The following is a 20652-nucleotide window of genomic DNA, read 5'->3' on the forward strand; positions in this document are numbered from 1 at the left end:
CTGGGGTGTGTAAGCCGGGCCGTAAAAGCTGTGCCGTAAAAGGCCGGGCCGTAAGAAGCCGGGCCATAAAAACAGCGCCGCCCGGCCCCCTGACCGACGTCAGGAGTGCCGGGCGGCGCAGAAATCAGGTATCGCGGGCTATCGAGACTCGAGAATCATCCCCGCCCCAACCGTGCTGTGGGTGGCCTCATCGATCAAGATGAACCCCCCGGTAAGCCGGTTGCGAGCATAGTCGTCCACGAACATCGGCTGAGTGATGCGCAACGACACCCGCCCGATCTCGTTAAGACTGAGCGCGGACGCCGACTCGTCCCGGTGCAGGGTGTTGACGTCGAGACGGTAATGCAGGTCACGCACAAGCGCCCGAGCCGTGCGTGTCGTGTGCTTGATGGTCAGCTTGGTGCGAGGGGCGAGTTTGGCCGCCTCCGACATCCAGCACACCATCGCCTCGACCTCCTGGGCGACCTGCGGCTTGTTGTTGGGCCGGCAGATCATGTCGCCGCGGGAGATGTCGATGTCGTCTTCAAGGCGGATCGTCACCGACATGGGAGGGAACGCCTCGGTGACGGGCCCGTCGAAGGTGTCGATGGAGGAGATGCGGCTGGTGAGCCCGGAGGGCAGGTGGAGCACCTCGTCACCCGGCTTGAGCACGCCGCCGTAGACCTGTCCGGCATAACCGCGGTAGTCGTGCAGGCCGGGGTCGGTGGCGTTGTGCGGGCGGATCACATATTGCACGGGGAAACGCACGTCGACCAGGTTGCGGTCGGAGGCGATGTGCACGTTCTCCAGGTGGTGCAGGAGGGAGGTGCCTTGATACCAGGGGGTGTTCTCCGAGCGGGAGACGACGTTGTCGCCGTGGAGCGCCGAGATCGGGATGAACGTGAGGTCGGTGACGTTAAGTTTCGCCGCGAACGCGGTGAACTCCTCACGGATTTCCTCGAACCGCTCCTGCGAGTAGTCGACGAGGTCCATCTTGTTGACCGCGAGCACCAGGTGGGGGACACGCAGCAGCGAGGTGAGGAACGCGTGCCGGCGGGACTGCTCCAGCACGCCCTTGCGTGCGTCGATCAGCACGATCGCGAGGTCGGCGGTGGAGGCGCCGGTGACCATGTTGCGGGTGTACTGAATGTGGCCGGGTGTGTCGGCGATGATGAACTTGCGCTTGGGCGTCGCGAAATAGCGGTAGGCCACGTCGATGGTGATGCCCTGCTCGCGCTCCGCGCGCAGCCCGTCGGTGAGGAGCGACAGGTCGGTGTATTCGGTGCCGCGGTCGCGGCTGGTGCGCTCGACCGCCTCAAGCTGGTCTTCGAAGATCGCCTTGGAGTCGTAGAGCAGCCGTCCGATGAGGGTCGACTTGCCATCGTCGACGGATCCGGCTGTGGCGAACCGCAGGATGTCCATCAGAACAGATCTCCAAGGTGAGGTCGGGCGAAGGGGGGAATGTGAGGAATGTCACGGGACATGCTAGAAGTACCCCTCACGCTTACGGTCCTCCATCGCCGCCTCCGAAGAGCGGTCGTCGGCGCGGGTGGCACCGCGCTCGGTGATGCGGGTGGCCGCGATCTCCGTGATGATCTCCTCGACGGTCGCGGCGGCGGACTGCACGGCCCCGGTGCAGGATATGTCGCCCACCGTGCGATAACGCACGACCGTCTCGAAGACCGGCTCGTCGTCGCCCCGGTTGGTCACCGGGTGGTCGGCCAGGAGCATGCCGTCACGCTCGAACACCTTGCGGGTGTGTGCGTAGTAGATGGACGGGATCTCGATACCCTCACGCCTGATGTAGTCCCACACGTCGAGCTCGGTCCAGTTGGACAGCGGGAAGACGCGGATGTGCTCACCCTTGCGGATCTTCGCGTTGTAGAGGTTCCAGAGCTCGGGGCGCTGGTTCTTCGGGTCCCACTGGCCGAACTCGTCGCGGAAGGAGAACACCCGCTCCTTGGCCCTGGCCTTCTCCTCGTCGCGGCGAGCCCCGCCGAAGACGGCGTCGAACTCGTGCTCCTCGATCGCGTCGAGCAAGGTGGTGGTCTGCAGCCGGTTGCGGCTCGCGCGGCGGCCCGTCTCCTCGACGACGCGGCCCGCGTCGATCGAGTCCTGCACCGAGGCGACCACGAGCCGAGCGCCGAGCTCGGCGGCGCGCCGGTCGCGGTAGTCGATCACCTCGGAGAAGTTGTGCCCGGTGTCCACGTGCATGAGGGGAAAGGGGATGGGCGCGGGCCAGAACGCCTTCTCCGCGATGCGCAGCATCACGATCGAGTCCTTGCCCCCGGAGAACAACAACACGGGGCGCTCGAACTCCGCGGCGACCTCACGCATGATGTGGATCGCCTCGGCCTCGAGGACGTCAAGCTGCGACGTGGTGTAGTCGCACTGGAGCATCTGCTTCTCCTGGGTGATCTCAGAGCGCTTGCGCCGGCTTCGCGGACCTTGGGCCACCGGGCCGCGTGGCGACCGGGTGAGGCACGTCACCCGCCCGGACCGGCGGCGCCAGGGGGACCTGGATCATTGACGCCGGTCGCGGATTCCGGCGAGCAACGTTGGCGCCAGCTCCGGTAGGGAAACCAGGATATCCGGCAGTGAGGGGTCAACCTGGTTGTAGGCCAGCACAGAGCCGTCGACACGGCTCGCGTGCGCCCCCGCGGCCTGGGCGACGGCCACCGGCGCGGCCGAGTCCCACTCGTATTGCCCACCGGCGTGGACATATGCCTCGACCTCACCGGTCAGCACCGCACAGATCTTCGCGCCCGCCGAGCCGATCGGCACAAGCACGCCGCCGATCTCCTGGGCGAGCCGCTGCACGAACTCCGGCGGCCTGGTGCGGCTGACCGCGATGCGCACCGGCCCCTCGGGGGCGGTGGGGAGGGTCGGCGGGTTCCCGGTGAACAGCGTGCGGCCCTGCGCGGGCAGCGCCACGGCGCCGGCGACGAGCTCGCCCCGCTGCCACAGCGCCACGTGCACGGCCCAGTCGGCCCGGCCCTCCTCGGCGAACTCGCGTGTGCCGTCCAGCGGGTCGACGATCCACACCCGGTCGGCGGACTGCCTGCGCGCGTCGAACCGCTCCTCCCGGGTGGCCTCCTCCGACAGGATCAGGTCCTCGGGGCGCAGCCTCCGCAGCGACTCGACGAGGAAAACGTGCGAGGAACGGTCGCCCGCCTTCCGCAAAGCGGTCGGATCATCGAATCCGACCTCCTTGCGCAGGGCAAGCAATTTGTCACCCGCCTCCGTCGCCAGATCCCGGGCGAGTTTGTGATCGTCCTCAATGCCCATCAATATGCTCCTGCTCCCCGCGCGACAGCCGACCAAGTCTTCCACAGGATCTGAAGATCCATCATGAGAGACCAATTCTCCACGTAACGCAGGTCCAACCGTACCGATTCCTCCCAAGAGAGATCAGACCGGCCACTCACTTGCCACAACCCCGTCATGCCCGGTCGCACCAGCAGCCGCCTGCGCACGTCGTCGCCGTAACGTGCCACCTCCTCGGGAAGAGGGGGACGGGGCCCGACCAGCGACATGTGGCCTAGAAGCACATTAATCAACTGCGGCAACTCGTCAAGGGAATGGCGCCGCAGGAAAGCCCCCAATGGCGTCACCCGTGGATCGTTCCGAATCTTAAACAACACCCCGTCGTCGTCACTTACCAATTCGACGCGTTGCCGCTCGGCCCCCTCGCGCATCGTGCGGAACTTGAAGATGGTGAACAACATTCCATCCCTCCCGACACGCGTCTGCCGAAACAGCACAGGGCCGCTTCCCGAGGCCCGCACCGCGAGCGCGAGGCCGACGAGCAGCGGCGACAACACCACGAGGAGGGACGCCGCCACACATCTGTCGAAGACGTTCTTGGCATATTGCCTGCCGCCGGTGAGCTCCGGATGCTCGACGTGCAGGAGCGGCAAGCCGGCGACGGGCCGGATCGTTGTGCGGGGCCCCGCCACCTCCATCAGCGCCGGGGCCACCACAAGCTCGGTGTGCGTGCGCTCCAGGCGCCAGGCGAGCCGCCTGAGCGCGACCCCGTCGAGTTCGGGGCAGGCCAGCACGGCCACCGTGTCGGCCCGCTCCTGCTCAACCACGAGCGGCAGGTCGCTGAAATCGCCGGCGACGGGCACACCCGCCACGTCGCCACGCTCGTGCCCCGGCAGGCAGACGGCCACGATCTCCATGCCGTGATAGCGCTCGCGCCGGAATCGTTCCACGATCTCGGTGACCGACGCCCGGTGGCCGGCCGCCACCACCCTGCGCATGCAGGCTCCCCTGGCCCGTCTGCCGTGCAACATGCGGCGAAGGCCATATCTGGCGAGCAACGTCAGCAGCGTGGCCAGCGGCAACGCGAGGATCACATAGCCCCGGGCCACCTCGATCTTGGTCATGTAGGCCCCGACGGCGGTCGCGGCGGTCAGCGTGACCCCGCACCGCAGGACCCGGCGGAACTCCTCCGGCCCCACCCCGATCAGCCTCGGCTCGTAGACCCGGCCGAGCGAGAGTGCATAGACCCACATCACCGGCAGGCACCCGCTTATCACCACATAGGGCGTGACGTACGGAGTGACCTGCCCGAACCTCGCGAAAAGCGCGAACAGCCCGGCGGCCAGAGCACACACGACGTCCACCCAGACGGCCTGAATCCGGTAACGCCGCACCCACCCCGGCGAGACGGCGACGGTCTCCCACTGGGGACGGCCCGCCACCCGGGCAGCCGTCGCCCCCTCGCGACCACTCACGCACCCTCCGTGTAACCATCCGTAAACAGACAGTCATGGAATGGTAGCGACGTCGACCACGCGGAGTGAGCGTTTTCCCCGCGTCCTTACCCGTTGCCCCCGTAAGGTCAGCGGGGCGGGCGAGCCACGAAAAGGTCGGACGCGTGGAACGTGTTCTGGGTGGGCAGCAGCCCGTGCTGGATCAGCGACTCGACCACATCGGCCGCACGGTCGATCAGAAAGGGCAGGTCCTTGCGCTCGGCGGTCGCGAAGTTCTGCAGCACGAACTTCGCCGGGTCCATGCGGCCGGGAGGACGGCCGATCCCGAAACGCACCCGCAGGTAGTCCTTGGTGGACAACGAGGCGCTGATCGACTTAAGCCCGTTGTGCCCGTTGTCGCCGCCGCCCAGCTTGGCGCGCAACGCGCCGTAAGCCACGTCCAGCTCGTCGTGCACCACGATGACCCGCTCCGCGGGCACCTTGTAGAAATCCGCCAGCGCCTTGACCGGTCCGCCGGAGAGGTTCATATAGGTGAGCGGCTTGGCCAGCACGGCGGGCACCCCTGCGGCACGCGCCTCCAGCACCTCGGCGCGAGCCTTGTGCACCTTGAAACCGGCGCCGGCCCTCTTGGCCAGCTCGTCGAGCACCATGAATCCGGCGTTGTGCCGGTGGCCGGAATATGAGGCACCCGGGTTGCCCAGTCCGACGATCAGCCAGCGGTCCACGACTCCCTGCTTTCCTGCGTCACGGCGCTTATAAGGTCACGGCTTGTGGGGGTACGGCGGAGCTTCCTCCAGCACGACTTCTACCGCACGACCCGGCGCGGCGCTCACCCGGGACCACCGCGAACCCCGCGCGCCAGCTCTAAAGCCGACCGGTACGCCGCCTCTAAAGCCGACCCAGGCACGGGCTCTAAAGCCGACCCGGGGGCGGGCTCTAAAGCCCGAAGGGGCGACCGGCGGGCCGAAGCTCCACCTGCCGCCCCGTTCGAGGATCGACCTATTCGGCGGACTCCTCCGCAGCGGCCTCCGCGGCCGGAGCCTCGACGGCCTCCACACCCTCGGCCTCGGCGACCGGCTCGGCGGTCGGCTTGGCGATGACGTGGAGCACGAGGGTCTCGGGCTCGGCCTGCAGGGTCACGCCCTTGGGCAGCTTGAGGTCACCGGCGGTGACCGCGGTGCCGACCTCAAGGCCCTCGACGTCGACCTCGACGCCCTGCGGGATGTGGGTGGCCTCGGCCTCGACCGACACGGAGACGAGCTGCTGGTCGAGCAGACCGTCGGAGTGCACGTCGCCGGTCACGGTCACCGGGATCTCGACGGTCACCTTCTCACCGCGCTTGACGAGCAGCAGGTCGACGTGCTCGAGGAACCCCTTGAGCGGGTCGCGCTGCACACCCTTGGGAAGCGCGAGCTCGTCCACACCGTTGCCGGCGACGCGGATCAGCACGTTGGGCGTGCGGAGCGCGAGCAGCAGCTCGTGGCCGGGGAGCGTCAGGTGCTTGGGCTCGATGCCGTGCCCGTAAAGGACAGCGGGCACCTTGTCGGCGCGGCGGATCTTGCGAGCGGCGCCCTTGCCGAACTCACTGCGCAGCTCGGCGTTGATGCGGACCTCGGCCATGGCCATCTCCTAGGGAGGCTTAAGGATGATCGCGCTCCCCCTCACCCGCCCTAGCGGAAGGCGTTACGAGCGCGGACAACCCTCGAAGCCTACCGGACTAGGAGTCCCCCTCGAACAGGCTCGTGACCGACCCGTCGTTGAACACCTCGGAGATGGCCCGCGCGATCAGCGGCGCGATCGACAACACGGTGAGCTTGTCGAACTGCTTCTCGCCCGGGATCGGCAGGGTGTTGGTGACGATCACCTCGGAGATGTTGGAGTTCTTGAGGCGGTCGACCGCGGGGTCGGAGAAGACGGCGTGCGTGGCGGCCACCACGACGTTGGTCGCGCCGTGCTCGTAGAGCGCGTCGGCGGCCTTGCAAATGGAGCCACCGGTGTCGATCATGTCGTCGATCAGCACACAGGTGCGGCCCCGCACCTTGCCGACGACCTCGTGCACCTTGACCTGGTTGGCCACGTCGAGATCGCGGCGCTTGTGGATGAACGCGACCGGGGTGCCGAGGGTGTCGGCCCAGCGCTCGGCGAGGCGCACCCGGCCGGTGTCGGGCGAGACCACTATGGCGTTCGAGGCGTCGATCTTGTCTTTGAGGTAGTTGACCAGGACCGGCATGGCGAACAAGTGGTCCACCGGGCCGTCGAAGAAGCCCTGGATCTGCGAGGTGTGCAAGTCGATCGACATGAGCCGGTCGGCGCCCGCCTGCTTGAACAGGTCGGCGATAAGCCGGGCGGTGATCGGCTCGCGGCCCTTGCCCTTCTTGTCCTGCCGGGAGTAGCCGAAGAACGGCATGACCACGGTGATGCGGTCGGCGGACGCACGCTTGAGCGCGTCGACCATGATGAGGTGCTCCATGATCCACTTATTGATGGGAGCCGTGTGGCTCTGGATCACAAAGGCGTCGCATCCGCGGACCGACTCAAGGTAACGGGCGTAGATCTCGCCGTTGGCGAAGTCGCGGAGTGTGGTGGGCGTAGTGTCAATGCTGAGGTTGCTCGCCACCTCCTCCGCCAACTCGGGATACGCCCGTCCCGAGAAGAACATGAGTTTTCTCTGACTGACCTTCTGCTTGGCATTCACGCGGTGCTCCCCTATTGCTCTTCGACCTGTTCAGCCCGCGCCTTCAGCGCGGCCTCGGCCGAGGCGGTGCCCGCGCGTCTGCGGGTCACCCACCCTTCGATGTTGCGCTGCCGGCCGCGGGCAACCCCGATCGCTCCCGGAGGAACCTCGTCGGTGATCGTCGAGCCCGCCGCCGTGTAGGCGCCGTCGCCGATCGTCACGGGCGCGACCAGCATGGTGTCGCACCCGACGAAGGCGTGATCGCCCACAGTCGTGTGGTGCTTCTCGACTCCGTCGTAGTTGACGAAGATCGTTGAAGCGCCGATGTTCGCGCCGACGCCGATGGTGGCATCGCCGACATATGTCAGGTGGGGAACCTTGGATCCCTCTCCGACCTGCGCATTCTTCATTTCAACATATGCCCCGGCCTTGGCCTTACGGCCGAGGACGGTGCCGGGACGCAGGTATGAGTAGGGACCGACTGCCGCCTCGGGGCCGATGACCGCCCCGTCGGCGACGGTGTTGCGAACGATCGCTCCCATGCCCACCTCGGTGTCGGTGAGCGTGGTGGCGGGGCCGATCTCCGCGCCGGAGGCGACGGAGGTGCGGCCGTGGAGCTGGGTGCCGGGGTGGATCACGACGTCGGGCTCAAGGGTCACCCCGACGTCGACCCAGGTGCTCGAGGGATCGACGACAGTGACCCCGTCTCTCATGTGGCGCTCCAGCAGGCGGGAGTTGAGCACTCCCCGCGCGAAGGCGAGCTGGACACGGTCGTTGACGCCCTCGACGTCGACGTAGTCGTCGGCGACGCACGCCCCGACCCGGTGCCCGTCGCCGCGCAGGATGGAGAGCACGTCGGTGAGATATTCCTCACCTTGGGCGTTGTCGGTCGACACCCGCTTCACCGCGTCGGCGAGAAGCGCGCCGTCGAAGGCGTAGGTGCCGGAGTTCATCTCCCGCACGGCCCGCTGGCTCGGCGTGGCGTCCTTCTCCTCGACGATCTCCAGCACGGCGCCGGTGGTGTCGCGGATGATCCTTCCGTAACCCGTGGGGTCGGGCACCACCGCCGTCAGCACGGTGACCGCGTTGCCATCGGTCTCGTGCATGCGCAGCAGCGCCGCCAGGGTCTCGGCGGTCAGCAGCGGGGTGTCACCGTATGTCACGAGGACGGTGCGGCCGACCCCCGCCTCCGCGGGCTTGGAGCCGAGCGGCCCGGCCTGTTCGAGCACGATGCGGACCGCGTGGCCCGTGCCCCTCTGCTCCTCCTGCACAACGGTTTCCACGTCGGGGCTGGAGCCGGCGAGGTGCGCGCGCACCCGCTCACGCTCATGGCCGACGACCACGAGGAGGCGCCCGGGATCGAGGCCTCTGGCGGCGGTCAAAACGTGGTCGACGAGGGCACGTCCACAGAGTTCGTGGAGGACCTTCGGGGTCTTCGACTTCATCCTGCTGCCCTCACCAGCGGCAAGGACGATGACTGCGGCCGGGCGCGGCACACTCACGGACGTCTGGCTCCCTCGGCGTCGCGGATGTGAAGGCTGGTCAGGATGTGTCACGGCCACAGCCTTGGCCCGCACACCGCAACCCTCCCGACATCGTGAGGATACCTGGCTGCCTCGAAGTGGAAACCAGTGCCCGGCCCGAGTAGTAGGGAAGATCCCCGAAAGCCCGGCCTCGCCGGAGAAACCGCAGCGTGGAGGGCGGGAGCGTGCGGCAAACGGTGCCGCCGACAAGCGATGAGAGTGTGGCACAGCCGACGAGTGGGCCGCGCCTTCCCCGGAGCACTGCGGAGCCGGTGCGACTCAGGCACACGGGCGGCTGAACGGAGACCAACGCTCCGGGCGCGACACCCCTGCCATCTGCATGAGCTCCCGGAAGAGGACTCGAACCCCTACAAACGGGACCAAAACCCGTTGTCCTGCCAATTAGACGATCCGGGATCGACATCCGGAAGCGCTCTCCGGACGGCGTCACCCCCTCACCTTACCGACCCGCGATCGTCCTGTGCGCCTTGATTTCGGCCGTAGCAGATGCCTTCGGCGCGCCGCAAGGCATGGAACCACCACGGGATCCACCACTCAGCGTCATCTTCTCCACATTCGCGGCATGCCGATTCAGAACTTACGCTGTCGTAAGTTACGGTTGCGTAGCTCGGACAATCACACCATTCACCACGCGAGGTAGCCCATGACCATCGCCACAGACCGCGAGGGTTCCACCACCCCTGGCCCACAGCCTGAGATCGAACCTGAGCCGAAGAGCAACTTCGAACGCGTCCTCCTGGTCGTGTTCGTCGTCCTGCCCTTCCTGGCTCTGCTCGCGGCCATCCCCATGGCCTGGGGGAGTTTCCTCGGCTGGTCGGACGTGATCATCGGCGGGATCTTCTATATCTTCACCGGCCTGGGCGTGACGGTGGGATTCCACCGCTACTTCACTCACGGCTCCTTCAAGGCCAACCGCCCTCTGAAGATCGTGATGGCCGTCGCCGGCAGCATGTCGCTCGAAATGGGCGTCATCGACTGGGTGGCCACGCACCGCCGCCACCACAAGTACTCCGACAAGGAGGGCGACCCGCACTCGCCATGGCGTTTCGGCAACGACTGGAAGGCTCTCACCAAGGGCCTCTTCTTCGCCCACGTCGGCTGGCTGTTCTCCAGCGAGCGCACCAATCGCACGCGCTATGCCCGCGACCTGCTGAACGACCCGGACATCGTCAAGATCCACCACTCTTTCAAGTGGCTGGTCTTCGCCTCCCTCGCCGCCCCCGCCGTGCTCGGCGGGCTCTTCACCTGGTCGATCGAGGGAGCGCTCACGGCCTTCTTCTGGGGCAGCCTGGTCCGCATCGCGATGCTGCACCACGTGACCTGGTCGATCAACTCCATCTGCCACGTCTTCGGCGACGAGGCCTTCGAAGTGCGTGACAAGTCGCGCAACGTGTGGTGGCTGGCCATCCCGTCCTTCGGCGAGTCCTGGCACAACCTGCACCACTCCGACCCGACCTGCGCCCGGCACGGCGCGCTGAAGGGGCAGATCGACCCCAGCGCCCGCGTGATCCGGTGGTTCGAGCAAGCCGGGTGGGCCACCGATGTGCGGTGGCCGACACCAGAGCGCCTGGCGGCGAAGCGCGTTGGGTGATCAAAGCAGCACAAGTGGAACGGTTCCCGCCTCTATGGCGGGTACCGCCATTATGGGGACTGTGACCGAACCCCGTTCGCGTAAGCGTATGTCCGCCAAGGAACGGCGAGAGCAGCTCATCGAGGTGAGCCGGGCGCTCTTCGCGGAGAAGGGGTTCGACGGCACCTCCATCGAGGAGATCGCCGCCGTCGCGATGGTGTCCAAGCCCGTCGTCTACGAACACTTCGGCGGCAAGGAAGGTGTCTACGCGGTCGTCGTGGACCGCGAGATGCAGCGCCTGCTCAGCCTGGTCACCGAGGCCCTCGCGGCCTCGCCCGCCCTGGTCAAGCTCGAGCGGGCCGCTCTGGCCCTCCTGCGCTACATCGAGGAGAACAGCGACGGGTTCCGCATCCTGGTCCGCGACTCCCACACCGCGACCGACACCGGCACCTTCGCGAGCCTGCTCAGCGACATCGCGAGCCAGGTCGAGGACGTGCTGGCCGACGAGTTCGCCGGCCGGGGCTACGACCCCAAACGCGCGCCCATGTACGCGCAGATGCTGGTCGGCATGGTCGCCCTCACCGGCCAGTGGTGGCTGGAGGTCCGCAGGCCGGGGCGCGAGGAGGTCGCCGCCCACCTCGTGAACCTCGCCTGGAACGGCCTGACCGGGCTGGACCCGGCGCCCGGCCTCACTCCGGCCGCCTACCTCTCAAGCGCCTCAACGCCGCTGAGACAGCCACTTCCCCGGCCGACGGAAAAAGAGCTGCGGGAGAAGGAGAAGGCGCGCGAGCGCCACCTCCGCGAGCTGGAGAAGGCCCGTGAGCGCGAGCGGAAGGAGCAGGAACGGCTTCTGCGCGAGCAGGGCAAGGCCAGGGAGCGCGAGCTTCGCGAGCAGGAGAAGGCGCTCAAGGAGCAGGAGAGGGCACGCGAGCGGGAGCTCAAGGAGCAGGAGAAACTCCTTCGCGAGCAGGAGAAACGCGAGGAGAAGCTGCGAGCCCGCGAGGCCCGGCTGGCGGAGCGTCAGGCCCGCCTGGCCGAGCAAACCCAGCCCAAGACCGACCCTCAGGCGTGACCACTCACATCAACTACGGGCCAGTAGCGAGGATCGGACACACGAACGGTTGAAAAATACTCGGTAAACTACCCGGCCCGTTGAGCCCTAGTTAACGCTACATTCCATCAAGGCGGGCATTCTGGTCATATGTCCGCCGAACTCGCACGACCTGAGCAAGGAGTCGATCTCCCCCTACCGCAAGATCGATTTCTCAACCGGGAGGAGAGCTGGCTCAAGTTCAACCAACGAGTGCTTGAGCTGGCCGAAGACCCGTCCCTCCCGCTGTTGGAGCGGGTGCGGTTTCTCGCGATCTTCGCCAGCAACCTGGATGAGTTCTTCCGGGTGAGGGTCGCGGGGCTCAAACGCCGGATGGCCACCGGCCTGCTCTTGCGCACCAAGAGCGGCATGAAGCCACGTGAAGAGCTGGCCCGCATAGCAGCGCTCGCCGACGATCTAGCCCAGCGGCACTCCACCCAGTTCCACGAACGGATCCTCCCCCAACTGGCCGAAGAAGGCATCGAGATCGTCCGATGGGAGGAGCTCGACCGGGACGAACGCACCGAACTACGCAAGCTGTTCAGGGAGCGCATCCGGCCCGTCCTCACTCCCCTGGCGGTCGACCCATCCCACCCCTTCCCCTACATCTCCGGCCTCTCCCTCAACCTCGCGGTCCTCGTCCGCAACCCGGCCACGTCGCACACCGTCTTCGCCCGGGTCAAGGTGCCGTCGCTGCTGCCCCGGTTCGTCGCCGCGGCCAAGGAGCGGTTCGTCCCCCTTGAGGATGTCATCGCCGCCCACCTCTCCCAGCTCTTCAAGGGCATGGACATCGTCCAGCACCACGTCTTCCGGGTGACGCGCAACGAGGATCTCGACGTGGACGAGGACGTGACCGAAAACCTCATGCAGGCCCTCGAACGCGAGCTTCTGCGCCGCCGCTTCGGTCCGCCGGTCCGGCTTGAGGTGGAGGACACGATCACCCCGGAGGTGCTGGACCTCCTGGTGGACGAGCTCGGCGTGGCCCCCCACGAGATCTACAAACTGCCCGGCCCCCTCGACCTCACCGGGCTCCACGCGATCGCCGATCTGGACCGCGGGGAACTGAGTTACCGCCCGTACGTGCCGTCCGAAACGATCCACGCCGACGATGACATCTTCACCGTTCTCCGCGAACGGGACGTGCTGGTGCACCACCCGTACGACTCCTTCGCCACGAGCGTGCAGAGGTTCATCGAGCAGGCCGCCGCCGACCCCAGCGTGCTCGCGATCAAGCAGACCCTCTACCGCACCAGCGGCGAGTCCCCCATCGTCGACGCGTTGATCGACGCCGCAGAGGCGGGGAAACAGGTCGTCGTGGTCGTCGAGATCAAGGCGAGGTTCGACGAGCACGCCAACATCTCCTGGGCCCGCAAACTGGAGCGTGCGGGCTGCCACGTGGTCTACGGCATGGTGGGTCTCAAAACCCACTGCAAGCTGGCCCTTGTGGTGCGTCAGGAGTCGTCCGGCGAACTGCGCTCCTATTGCCACATCGGCACGGGCAACTACAACCCCAAGACCGCCCGGCTCTACGAGGACTTCGGCGTGCTCACCGCCGACCCGCTGGTCGGCGAGGACGTGACCGATCTCTTCATCCACCTGACCGGATATTCCAACCACTCCGCCTACCGGCGGCTGCTGGTCGCCCCGCACTCCCTGCGCGAGGGGATCCTCGCCCGCATCCAGCGCGAGATCAACCAGCAGAAGGCCGGCCGCTCCGCCCGGATCCGCATCAAGACCAACTCGTGTGTGGACGAACAGATCATCGATGCCCTCTACCGGGCCTCACGCGCGGGTGTGCAGGTCGATCTCTGGGTGCGGGGCATCTGCACCCTCCGCCCCGGCATTCCCGATCTCTCGGAGAACATCAGGGTGCGCAGTGTCCTCGGAAGGTTCCTCGAACACTCGCGCATCTACGAGTTCGGCGTCGGCCGCCGCGCGGAGATCTGGATCGGCAGCGCCGACCTCATGCGCCGCAACCTGGACCGCCGGGTCGAGGCACTCGTCAAGGTGACCGACCAGAACCACCGCGACTACCTCAGCGATCTGTTCGACCTCGCCATGGCCGACACCACCAGCACGTGGTGGCTCGATTCGGACGGCGAGTGGGTCCGCCACAACCAAGGTCCGGGCGGAGAACGGTATCTCAATGTGCACAGCCACCTGATCGGCACCCGGAGATGGAGGACGATCGATGACGATTGACAGTGGGCCGGGCAACGCGCCCGGCCTGCTTTTACGTGCGGCGGGTGCCGTGATCTGGCGCGGCGACCCCGGCGACCCCGAGGTGGCGCTGGTTCACCGTCCGAGGTATGACGACTGGACATTCCCCAAGGGCAAGGTCAAACCGGGTGAACACGTCGTCGCCGCCGCGCTGCGGGAAGTGGCCGAGGAGACGGGCATCGCCGTACGCCTCGGCCGTCCCCTCACGCCCGTGCACTACCTGAAGGGGCCGCGGCTGAAGCGGGTCGACTACTGGGTCGCGCGCCCCATCCTCGACGGCACGGGCTCGGGCGGGGGGTTCGAGCCCGGGGACGAGGTCGACGACATCGTGTGGCTGCCCTTGCGCGAGGCGGCCCGGCGGCTGACGTATGAGTGGGATCCGGGCCTTCTCCGCGAGATGACCTCGGCGCCGCTCATCACCACCCCTTTCGTGCTGCTGAGGCACGCCACAGCCGGAACACGGGCCGAATGGCATCAAGAGGACTCGCTCCGGCCGCTCGACAGCAATGGCCGCCACCAGGCCGAGATCATCGCCGACGCGCTGACCGGGTTCCTCCCTCTGTCACTGGTCAGTTCGCCGACCATGCGATGTGTGCAGACCCTCCAGCCCTACGCCCGGCGGCACGAGCTGGAGATCCACCTCGACGATCTGCTGCTGGAGGAGTGCTACGACCGCGCCCGCACCCTCGACCGGGTGCTGAACCTCTTCGACACCGGCACCCCCGCCGTGGTCTGCGGACACGGCAAGGTGCTGCCCGACCTGATCGGCGGACTGGCCGAGCGGCGCCAAGGCGGCAACGTGAACGACACGGAGCTGGCGAAAGGGGCGTTCGCCGTACTGCACCGGAGCGGGGGGTCGATCGTCAGCGTGGAAAGGCACACCGCGGCGGGCAGGTGATCCGCGGCGCCCGTTAGAGGAGCCCCGACACCACGCCCACCGTCTCCTCCCACACCCGTGGAAAGTCCTTGTGCGCCCGATCGGCGACCTCCCGCTCGATCCCGGTCAGCACCCCGTAGGTGAACGTGTCCTCCCCGGCCTCACGAGCCGCCCGTGCCTCCTTCTCAAGCACCTCTTGCGCCACGACCCCGTCCTGGTGCAGCCCCAGGATGTCCTGTACGGCCTCAGCCCGCTTGGCCAGCTCCGGCAGCGTGCCGCCGAGCACCGGCGAGAGCGCCTCGGCCGTATAGCGCGCACGCTTGGCGGCCTTGCGCACATCGTGCATGAGCACCTCGCGCTGCTCCGGGTCCTCGGCCGCCCGTGCTTCGCCGTACTTCCGCTCCACGCGCCGCCAGCCCTTCACCGCGACGGCGGTCAGCGCCTTGTCGGCGGAGCGGGACGCCTTGTCGGTCAGCGGAGGTTCGGCCAGCAGCCCGTCGAAGGCGTCGAGCAGGGCGAAGTAGCGGTCACCCGACAGGGCCTCGCGGATGTGCTCATAGCCGGCGAGCTCCCGCTGTTCGAGATCCGAGCCCAGGCGGCTCTCCACCGGACCCACCACCAGTTCCGGTGGCAGCGTCTTGAGGCGCTTGGCGAACCTCGCCCGGATCACCTCAAGGTCACGCACTTCACCGAGAACGGTGCCGAGCCACTTAAGTTCATCCTGAAGTGCTGTGGTGTCGCCGAGCATCGTGCGGAACGCCTTGAACGCACTGCGCGACCTGCGGGCGGCGACCCGCATCTGGTGCACGGCGTCGTCCTCGGCCCGGCGCACTCGCGGATCCTGGGCCAGCAGCGCGGTGAGCTGCGACGCCAGGTAGGCGACCACCACCCCGCCCGCGGATCCCTCGTCCGGGGCGAGCCGCTCCTTCAGGAGCGTGCCCGAGGGGCTCGCGTCGAGCAGCCGCCGCAGCTTGTTGGCCGCGCCCGCCGGCTCGGCGCCGGCTTTGCGGATCTTGCGGCCGATCCGGTTGAGCAGTGTCCCGTCGCCGCCGAGCAGCTCCACCTCGACCTCGCGCCAGCGGTCGACGTAGGGTTCGTCGCCGAACACGGTGCCCTTCACCCGATCGTCGGCCACCTCCGCGAGCGATGTGCCCTCGCCGTCCACGAAACGTATGGCCGTGCGGCGCGTCCTCAACTCGGCGACGGGCTGGAGAACCGCGCCTCGTGTGTAGGCGCGCACCAGTTCCACCAGTTCCAGGGGCACGACCTTGGCGCTGCGTGTAAGCGGGTAGGCGATCTCGACGCGGGCGCCTTTCGCCTTCGGCAGTTTCAGGTGCCAGCCGGCGTCCTCGCCGCCCCTGCGCCGCCGCAGCGTGACCCCGCGGGCGGCCAGCCGCAGATCAGGCGTGTCGAAGTAGATCGCGACAAGTTCATGCGACGTGGGACCCGCGACCTCGGCCGATATGCCGGTCAGATCAGGGAGCTTGTAGGTCAGGGGTACGTCGAACTTGTCCTCGATCTCGATCGCCATGGCCACCTCGCAGTCGCGACTTCACTGGGTCCGTCCAGATATGCCCCTACCCTGCATTCAACACGGCAATTGCACTTTTAGCCGCCTCAGAGCGATGTGCGCCGGGCCACCACGAAGACCCGGCGAAACCTGAACGGCGTGCCGTACGGCCGAGCCGGATACGCCTCGCCCAATACCCGCGCGCAGTCGGCCAGGAAGCGTGTGCGCTCCTCGCCCTCCAGACGGCCGAGCATCGGCCGCAGAGTGGTTCCCGAGAGCCAGCGCACCACCGCGTCCTCACCGCGCAGCACGTGCACGTACGTCGTCTCCCAGGCGTCCACCTCACACCCGAGATCGGCGAGCACCGCGAGATAACCTCCCGGGCTCAGCACAGGCGCGTCCTCGCGGGCGAGATCGCCCAGTCTGTGGCGCCATGCCGTACGGCACAGCCCGCGGATCAGCGTGTGACTCGGCTCATGGAAGTTGCCCGGCACCTGGAACGCCAGCACCCCCTCGGGCGCGAGCGACTCCACCCAGGCCGGCAGCAGCTCGGGGTGCTCGGGCACCCAGTGGAGCACCGCGTTGGAGACAAGAACGTCCACCGGCCGGTCGGCACGCCACAGGCGAAGGTCGAGCACCTCGAATTCCGCGCTTGTGTGCAGCTCGCGAGCCTTGGCGATCATCGCCTCGGAGGAATCGAACCCGCGCACCACCGCGTCCGGCCACCGCTCCGCGAGCTGTGCCGTCGACTCTCCTGTGCCACAGCCGACGTCTACTACATGGTTAGGATTGTCTAGACGTATTCGACTGATCAGCTCATGGAATGGGCGGGCACGCTCTTCTCTGAACTGGTGATATGTCTGAGGATTCCACAGATCTCTTGACATCAAGATAGTTGATATCAATTCAAGTATCTCGATGTCAAGACAGTACACTTGGCGGAATGACGGTGCACGACGCTGACCAGCCGACTCCCAGCGCAGCTCAGGACGAGGTCGACCGGCTCGTCGCGTCCTGGCGAATCGAACGCCCCGATCTCGACATCGCCCCACTTCAGGTGCTCAGCCGTGTCTCCCGATTGGCCAAACACCTCGACCGCGCGCGCCGCGCCGCATTCGCCGAACACGGCCTGGAGAACTGGGAGTTCGACGTTCTCACCGCGCTACGCAGATCCGGCAAACCATACGAGCTCAGCCCGGGTGCGCTGCTACGCGCCACCCTCGTCACCTCCGGCACCATGACCAACCGCATCGACCGCCTCACCGCCGCCGGCCTCGTGCGCCGCCGCCCCGACCCCGAGGACCGGCGCGGCGTCCTCGTCTCCCTCACCGACAAGGGCCTCACCCAGGTCGACGCCGCCTTCGCCGACCTCCTCCGCCGTGAGCGCGATCTGCTCGCCGGCCTCGGCGTCTCCGACCGGAAAACTCTGGCCGACCTGCTGCGCACGCTTCTCACGCCGTTCGATTCCTGACCCCCTGCCGCAGGCGGGCTAGGGCGTGTGAAGGGCGTGTCTGGCCTCATACCAGGTCTCACCCACAGGATCACCTGCCATGTTCCAGCTCCATGACACGGTGGGTTTGATGCGGAGATAGAACCCCGGCCCGACCATACCCATCCGTTCGATCGGTCCCTCGGCTCTGCCGTACACCCGAACACCCCTGGCGACGAACGGCTCGAACGACAGCATGTCGTCGACGACCAGCGCGACCTGGTGGTGCCCTGATCGGACGTTGCGGATCTTGCGGGTGTTCAGCACACTCCGCCCGCCACCGCCGACCCAGAAGTACGTCCCGTCGAACTCGAACGCCACCGGGACCACATCGGGCTGCCCACCGGCACCGACCGTCGCGAGCCTCGCGACGGGCTGTGAACGCAGATAGGCGATCTCCTCATCGGTGAACGACATGCGGCTGCTCCTTATCCGTGCAACGGGATCCTTACCCCTTACACGAACGCCGACCACGCATATCTACACCTGGCCCTGCCTCCTCGGCCATCACCCGGGGAGGCAGGGGCACCGTCACTCACCCAGCCGGCTCGCGATCTCCATCCAGTCGGCCTCGATCGTGTCCTTGTCCGCCGCGAGTTGCTTCAACTCGGCGTCCAGAGCGGCCAGCTTCGTGTAGTCGCTGCCGGTCTCGGACATCTTCGTGTGAATGGACGACTCACGCTCGCTCACCTTGTCGAGCTGCCGCTCCAGACGGGACATCTCCTTACGCAGCTCACGCTCCTCCTTGGCGGACATGGCCGGCGTGGGCGCCGTGTCCTTCGGAGGGGTGTCCTTCGCAGTGGTATCCGGCGCACCGCCCCGTGCCGACACAGCCGTCCCCTGAGAGCGGCGCTCGAGGTATTCGTCCACCCCGCCGGGCAGGAAGGACAACTTCCCGTCGCCCAGCAGGGCCACACAACGGTCCGCGACCCGCTCAAGGAAGTAGCGGTCGTGACTCACCAGCACAAGCATGCCCGGCCACCCGTCGAGCAGGTCCTCAAGTTCATTGAGCGTCTCGATGTCCAGGTCGTTGGTGGGCTCGTCGAGCAGCAGCACATTGGGCTCATCCATGATCAGACGGAGGAACTGCAGGCGCCTGCGCTCACCTCCGGAAAGATCACCGATCACCTTCCACTGCGCCTCGCCCCGGAAGCCCAGCCGTTCGAGAAGCTGCGAAGCCGTCCACTCCCGCTTGCCGACCTTGACGTATTTCCGGATCTCCTCAACGGCTTCCAGCACCCGCCGGCCCGGGTCAAGCTCCGTAAGCTCCTGCGACAGGTGCGCGAGCCGTACGGTCTTCCCTTCGACCAGCCGCCCGCCGTCATGGCGCACCGTGCCCGACAGAAGCCGCAACACCGACGACTTGCCGGACCCGTTCACCCCGATCAGACCGATCCGGTCACCGGGCCCGAACTGCCACGTGCACCGATCGAGAACCAGCGGCCCCTCACCCGGGCCACCGGCGTGCAGCGTCACGTCCTCAAGGTCGTAGACAGTGCGGCCCAGCCGCGCCGAGGCGAACTTCACCAGCTCGACGGTGTCACGGGCCGGCGGCTCGTTGGCGATGAGCGCCTGCGCCGCGTCGATGCGGAACTTCGGCTTGCTCGTGCGCGCGGGCGGACCTCTCCGCAGCCACGCGATCTCTTTGCGCATGAGGTTCTGCCGCCGCTCCTCGGTCGCGGCGGCGATCCGCTCCCGCTCCGCCTTCGCCAGGACGTAAGCCGCATAACCCCCGTCATATCGCTCGACCCGGCCGTCCACGACCTCCCAGGTGCGCGTCGACACCGCGTCCAGGAACCACCGATCGTGCGTCACGACCAGCAACGCCGACTTCCTCGACGCCAAATGCGCGGCCAGCCAGGCGATCGCCTCGATGTCCAGGTGGTTCGTCGGCTCGTCGAGCACGATCAGGTCGTGCTCGTCGATCAGCAACTTGGCGAGAGCCGTACGCCGCCTCTCCCCACCCGACAGATCACTCGCCCGTGCGGATAGATCGATGTCCCCGAGCAGGTTGGCGAGGATCTCACGCACCGCCTGATCCCCGGCCCACTCGTGCTCGGCCCGATCGCCCAGCACGATCTCGCGTACGGCGGAAGCCGGGTCGAGCATGTCACGCTGAGCCAGGAAACCGACCCGAAGCCCGCGGTTGTGGGTGACCCGCCCGCTATCGGGCCTCATGGCCCCCGCGACCAGCGAGATCAGCGTGGTCTTGCCACCGCCGTTGCGGCCGACGACACCAATGCGCTCCCCCGCCACGATGCCGAGGGAGACCCCGGCGAGCAACGGCTTCGGCCCATAGGAATGGGAGACAGACTCCAGATTGACAAGGTTCATCGCCAGATCAGCCTACCGGCCCCCGCCTGTGGAAACTCAGCCTCTTATCCCACGCTCCCCCGCCGTCCCCGGATAACCAGCCCACCCTGCGCGTAACCAACGAAAAGAACACTCCCGGCGGCGCCTCCATCTTCCGACAGCAGCCCAGCTACCGCCGCTCGCCCGGCCGGCAGGGACGACTCCTCAACCCGCTGCCGAACTCCAGACCGGTCGTTGGGCCCCATAAGGTATGGGCGGATTCAAGTTTCCGGTGAAAGGGGTGCTTGCGTGCCTACCGCCTTGCGTGTGTTCCGTTACCTCGCCATCGCCGAGGCATGCTCGTGGGCGGGTCTGCTCATCGGCATGTTCTTCAAGTACATCGTCGTCTTCAACGACATCGGGGTTAAGATCTTCGGCCCGGTCCACGGGGCGCTCTTCGTGGCCTACGTCATCGGGGTGTTCGCCGCCGCCCGCGTGGCCAAGTGGCGCACAGGCACGATCGTTCTCGGCCTTGTCGCCGCGATCCCGCCGTTCACCTCCATCTGGTTCGAGCGCCGGGCCTTCAAGCGCTACCACGCCACCGCACCCGCGACCGCCGCCGCCTCGCCCACCCCCGCGGCGCGCTGACCTGAGATCGCATGTGACGGACTATCCGCCCCATGGTC

Annotated in this window: 18 protein-coding genes and 1 tRNA gene; 6 read left to right on the forward strand and 13 right to left on the reverse strand. The window is 67.2% G+C overall.

The window, feature by feature from the left end; all coding sequences use genetic code 11:
* Positions 1-138 precede the first annotated feature (138 nt).
* The 9 genes from cysN to Ssi02_RS17105 form a co-directional block, all read right to left on the reverse strand.
* Positions 139-1401, reverse strand: coding sequence for a sulfate adenylyltransferase subunit CysN (gene cysN / locus Ssi02_RS17065; RefSeq protein ID WP_204026550.1), 1263 nt, complete (start codon positions 1399-1401; stop codon positions 139-141).
* A 63-nt stretch (positions 1402-1464) separates the two neighbouring features.
* Positions 1465-2379: a sulfate adenylyltransferase subunit CysD gene (cysD, locus tag Ssi02_RS17070; protein ID WP_204026552.1), complete on the reverse strand. Its 915-nt coding sequence runs from the start codon at positions 2377-2379 to the stop codon at positions 1465-1467.
* A gap of 123 nt (positions 2380-2502) precedes the next feature.
* A complete protein-coding gene (locus Ssi02_RS17075; RefSeq protein WP_204026554.1) occupies positions 2503-3267 on the reverse strand; it encodes a 3'(2'),5'-bisphosphate nucleotidase CysQ in 765 nt (254 codons plus the stop codon).
* A complete protein-coding gene (locus Ssi02_RS17080; protein ID WP_204026672.1) occupies positions 3267-4688 on the reverse strand; it encodes a sugar transferase in 1422 nt (473 codons plus the stop codon). Before Ssi02_RS17080 ends, Ssi02_RS17075 begins: the two co-directional genes overlap by 1 nt.
* Before the next feature lie 140 nt (positions 4689-4828).
* Complete coding sequence (gene pth / locus Ssi02_RS17085) at positions 4829-5425, reverse strand: aminoacyl-tRNA hydrolase (protein WP_204026557.1); 597 nt, start codon at positions 5423-5425, stop codon at positions 4829-4831.
* Between the two features lie 274 nt (positions 5426-5699).
* Positions 5700-6320, reverse strand: a complete 621-nt coding sequence (locus Ssi02_RS17090; protein ID WP_204026559.1) for a 50S ribosomal protein L25/general stress protein Ctc — start codon at positions 6318-6320, stop codon at positions 5700-5702.
* Between the two features lie 97 nt (positions 6321-6417).
* Positions 6418-7395, reverse strand: coding sequence for a ribose-phosphate diphosphokinase (locus tag Ssi02_RS17095; protein WP_204026560.1), 978 nt, complete (start codon positions 7393-7395; stop codon positions 6418-6420).
* A gap of 11 nt (positions 7396-7406) precedes the next feature.
* The gene (gene glmU / locus Ssi02_RS17100; protein WP_204026561.1) at positions 7407-8876 is read right to left on the reverse strand and encodes a bifunctional UDP-N-acetylglucosamine diphosphorylase/glucosamine-1-phosphate N-acetyltransferase GlmU; all 1470 of its coding nucleotides are present in this window, start codon (positions 8874-8876) and stop codon (positions 7407-7409) included.
* A 366-nt stretch (positions 8877-9242) separates the two neighbouring features.
* Positions 9243-9314 (reverse strand) — tRNA-Gln (locus tag Ssi02_RS17105).
* A gap of 247 nt (positions 9315-9561) precedes the next feature.
* On the opposite strand from Ssi02_RS17105, the gene Ssi02_RS17110 reads away from it, so the two are divergent.
* The 4 genes from Ssi02_RS17110 to Ssi02_RS17125 all read left to right on the forward strand — a co-directional run bounded on the left by Ssi02_RS17110 (position 9562) and on the right by Ssi02_RS17125 (position 14696).
* Complete coding sequence (locus tag Ssi02_RS17110) at positions 9562-10509, forward strand: acyl-CoA desaturase (RefSeq protein ID WP_204026562.1); 948 nt, start codon at positions 9562-9564, stop codon at positions 10507-10509.
* A 61-nt stretch (positions 10510-10570) separates the two neighbouring features.
* Positions 10571-11560, forward strand: a complete 990-nt coding sequence (locus Ssi02_RS17115; protein WP_373870156.1) for a TetR/AcrR family transcriptional regulator — start codon at positions 10571-10573, stop codon at positions 11558-11560.
* Between the two features lie 129 nt (positions 11561-11689).
* A complete protein-coding gene (locus Ssi02_RS17120; RefSeq protein WP_204026563.1) occupies positions 11690-13780 on the forward strand; it encodes an RNA degradosome polyphosphate kinase in 2091 nt (696 codons plus the stop codon).
* Positions 13770-14696, forward strand: a complete 927-nt coding sequence (locus Ssi02_RS17125) for an NUDIX hydrolase (protein WP_204026564.1) — start codon at positions 13770-13772, stop codon at positions 14694-14696. The genes Ssi02_RS17120 and Ssi02_RS17125 overlap by 11 nt, the downstream gene beginning before the upstream one ends.
* Before the next feature lie 13 nt (positions 14697-14709).
* On the opposite strand, the gene Ssi02_RS17130 is transcribed toward Ssi02_RS17125, so the two are convergent.
* Positions 14710-16206, reverse strand: a complete 1497-nt coding sequence (locus tag Ssi02_RS17130; protein ID WP_204026565.1) for a CYTH and CHAD domain-containing protein — start codon at positions 16204-16206, stop codon at positions 14710-14712.
* 86 nt (positions 16207-16292) lie between these two features.
* On the reverse strand, positions 16293-17072 hold the full coding sequence (locus tag Ssi02_RS17135; protein WP_239128982.1) for a trans-aconitate 2-methyltransferase: 780 nt from the start codon (positions 17070-17072) through the stop codon (positions 16293-16295).
* 62 nt (positions 17073-17134) lie between these two features.
* Here Ssi02_RS17135 and Ssi02_RS17140 point away from each other — a divergent pair, with 62 nt between their 5' ends.
* The gene (locus Ssi02_RS17140) at positions 17135-17656 is read left to right on the forward strand and encodes a MarR family winged helix-turn-helix transcriptional regulator (protein ID WP_239128983.1); all 522 of its coding nucleotides are present in this window, start codon (positions 17135-17137) and stop codon (positions 17654-17656) included.
* 18 nt (positions 17657-17674) lie between these two features.
* Here Ssi02_RS17140 and Ssi02_RS17145 read toward each other — a convergent pair whose 3' ends face one another.
* Both Ssi02_RS17145 and Ssi02_RS17150 read right to left on the reverse strand, forming a co-directional pair.
* Positions 17675-18091, reverse strand: a complete 417-nt coding sequence (locus tag Ssi02_RS17145; RefSeq protein ID WP_204026568.1) for a PPOX class F420-dependent oxidoreductase — start codon at positions 18089-18091, stop codon at positions 17675-17677.
* Between the two features lie 114 nt (positions 18092-18205).
* The gene (locus Ssi02_RS17150) at positions 18206-20008 is read right to left on the reverse strand and encodes an ABC-F family ATP-binding cassette domain-containing protein (RefSeq protein ID WP_204026569.1); all 1803 of its coding nucleotides are present in this window, start codon (positions 20006-20008) and stop codon (positions 18206-18208) included.
* Between the two features lie 267 nt (positions 20009-20275).
* Between Ssi02_RS17150 and Ssi02_RS17155 the strand changes: the two genes are divergently transcribed.
* Positions 20276-20614, forward strand: coding sequence for a DUF3817 domain-containing protein (locus tag Ssi02_RS17155; RefSeq protein WP_204026570.1), 339 nt, complete (start codon positions 20276-20278; stop codon positions 20612-20614).
* The last annotated feature ends 38 nt before the right edge of the window (positions 20615-20652 follow it).

The organism is Sinosporangium siamense (genome assembly GCF_016863435.1).
GTDB lineage: Bacteria > Actinomycetota > Actinomycetes > Streptosporangiales > Streptosporangiaceae > Sinosporangium > Sinosporangium siamense.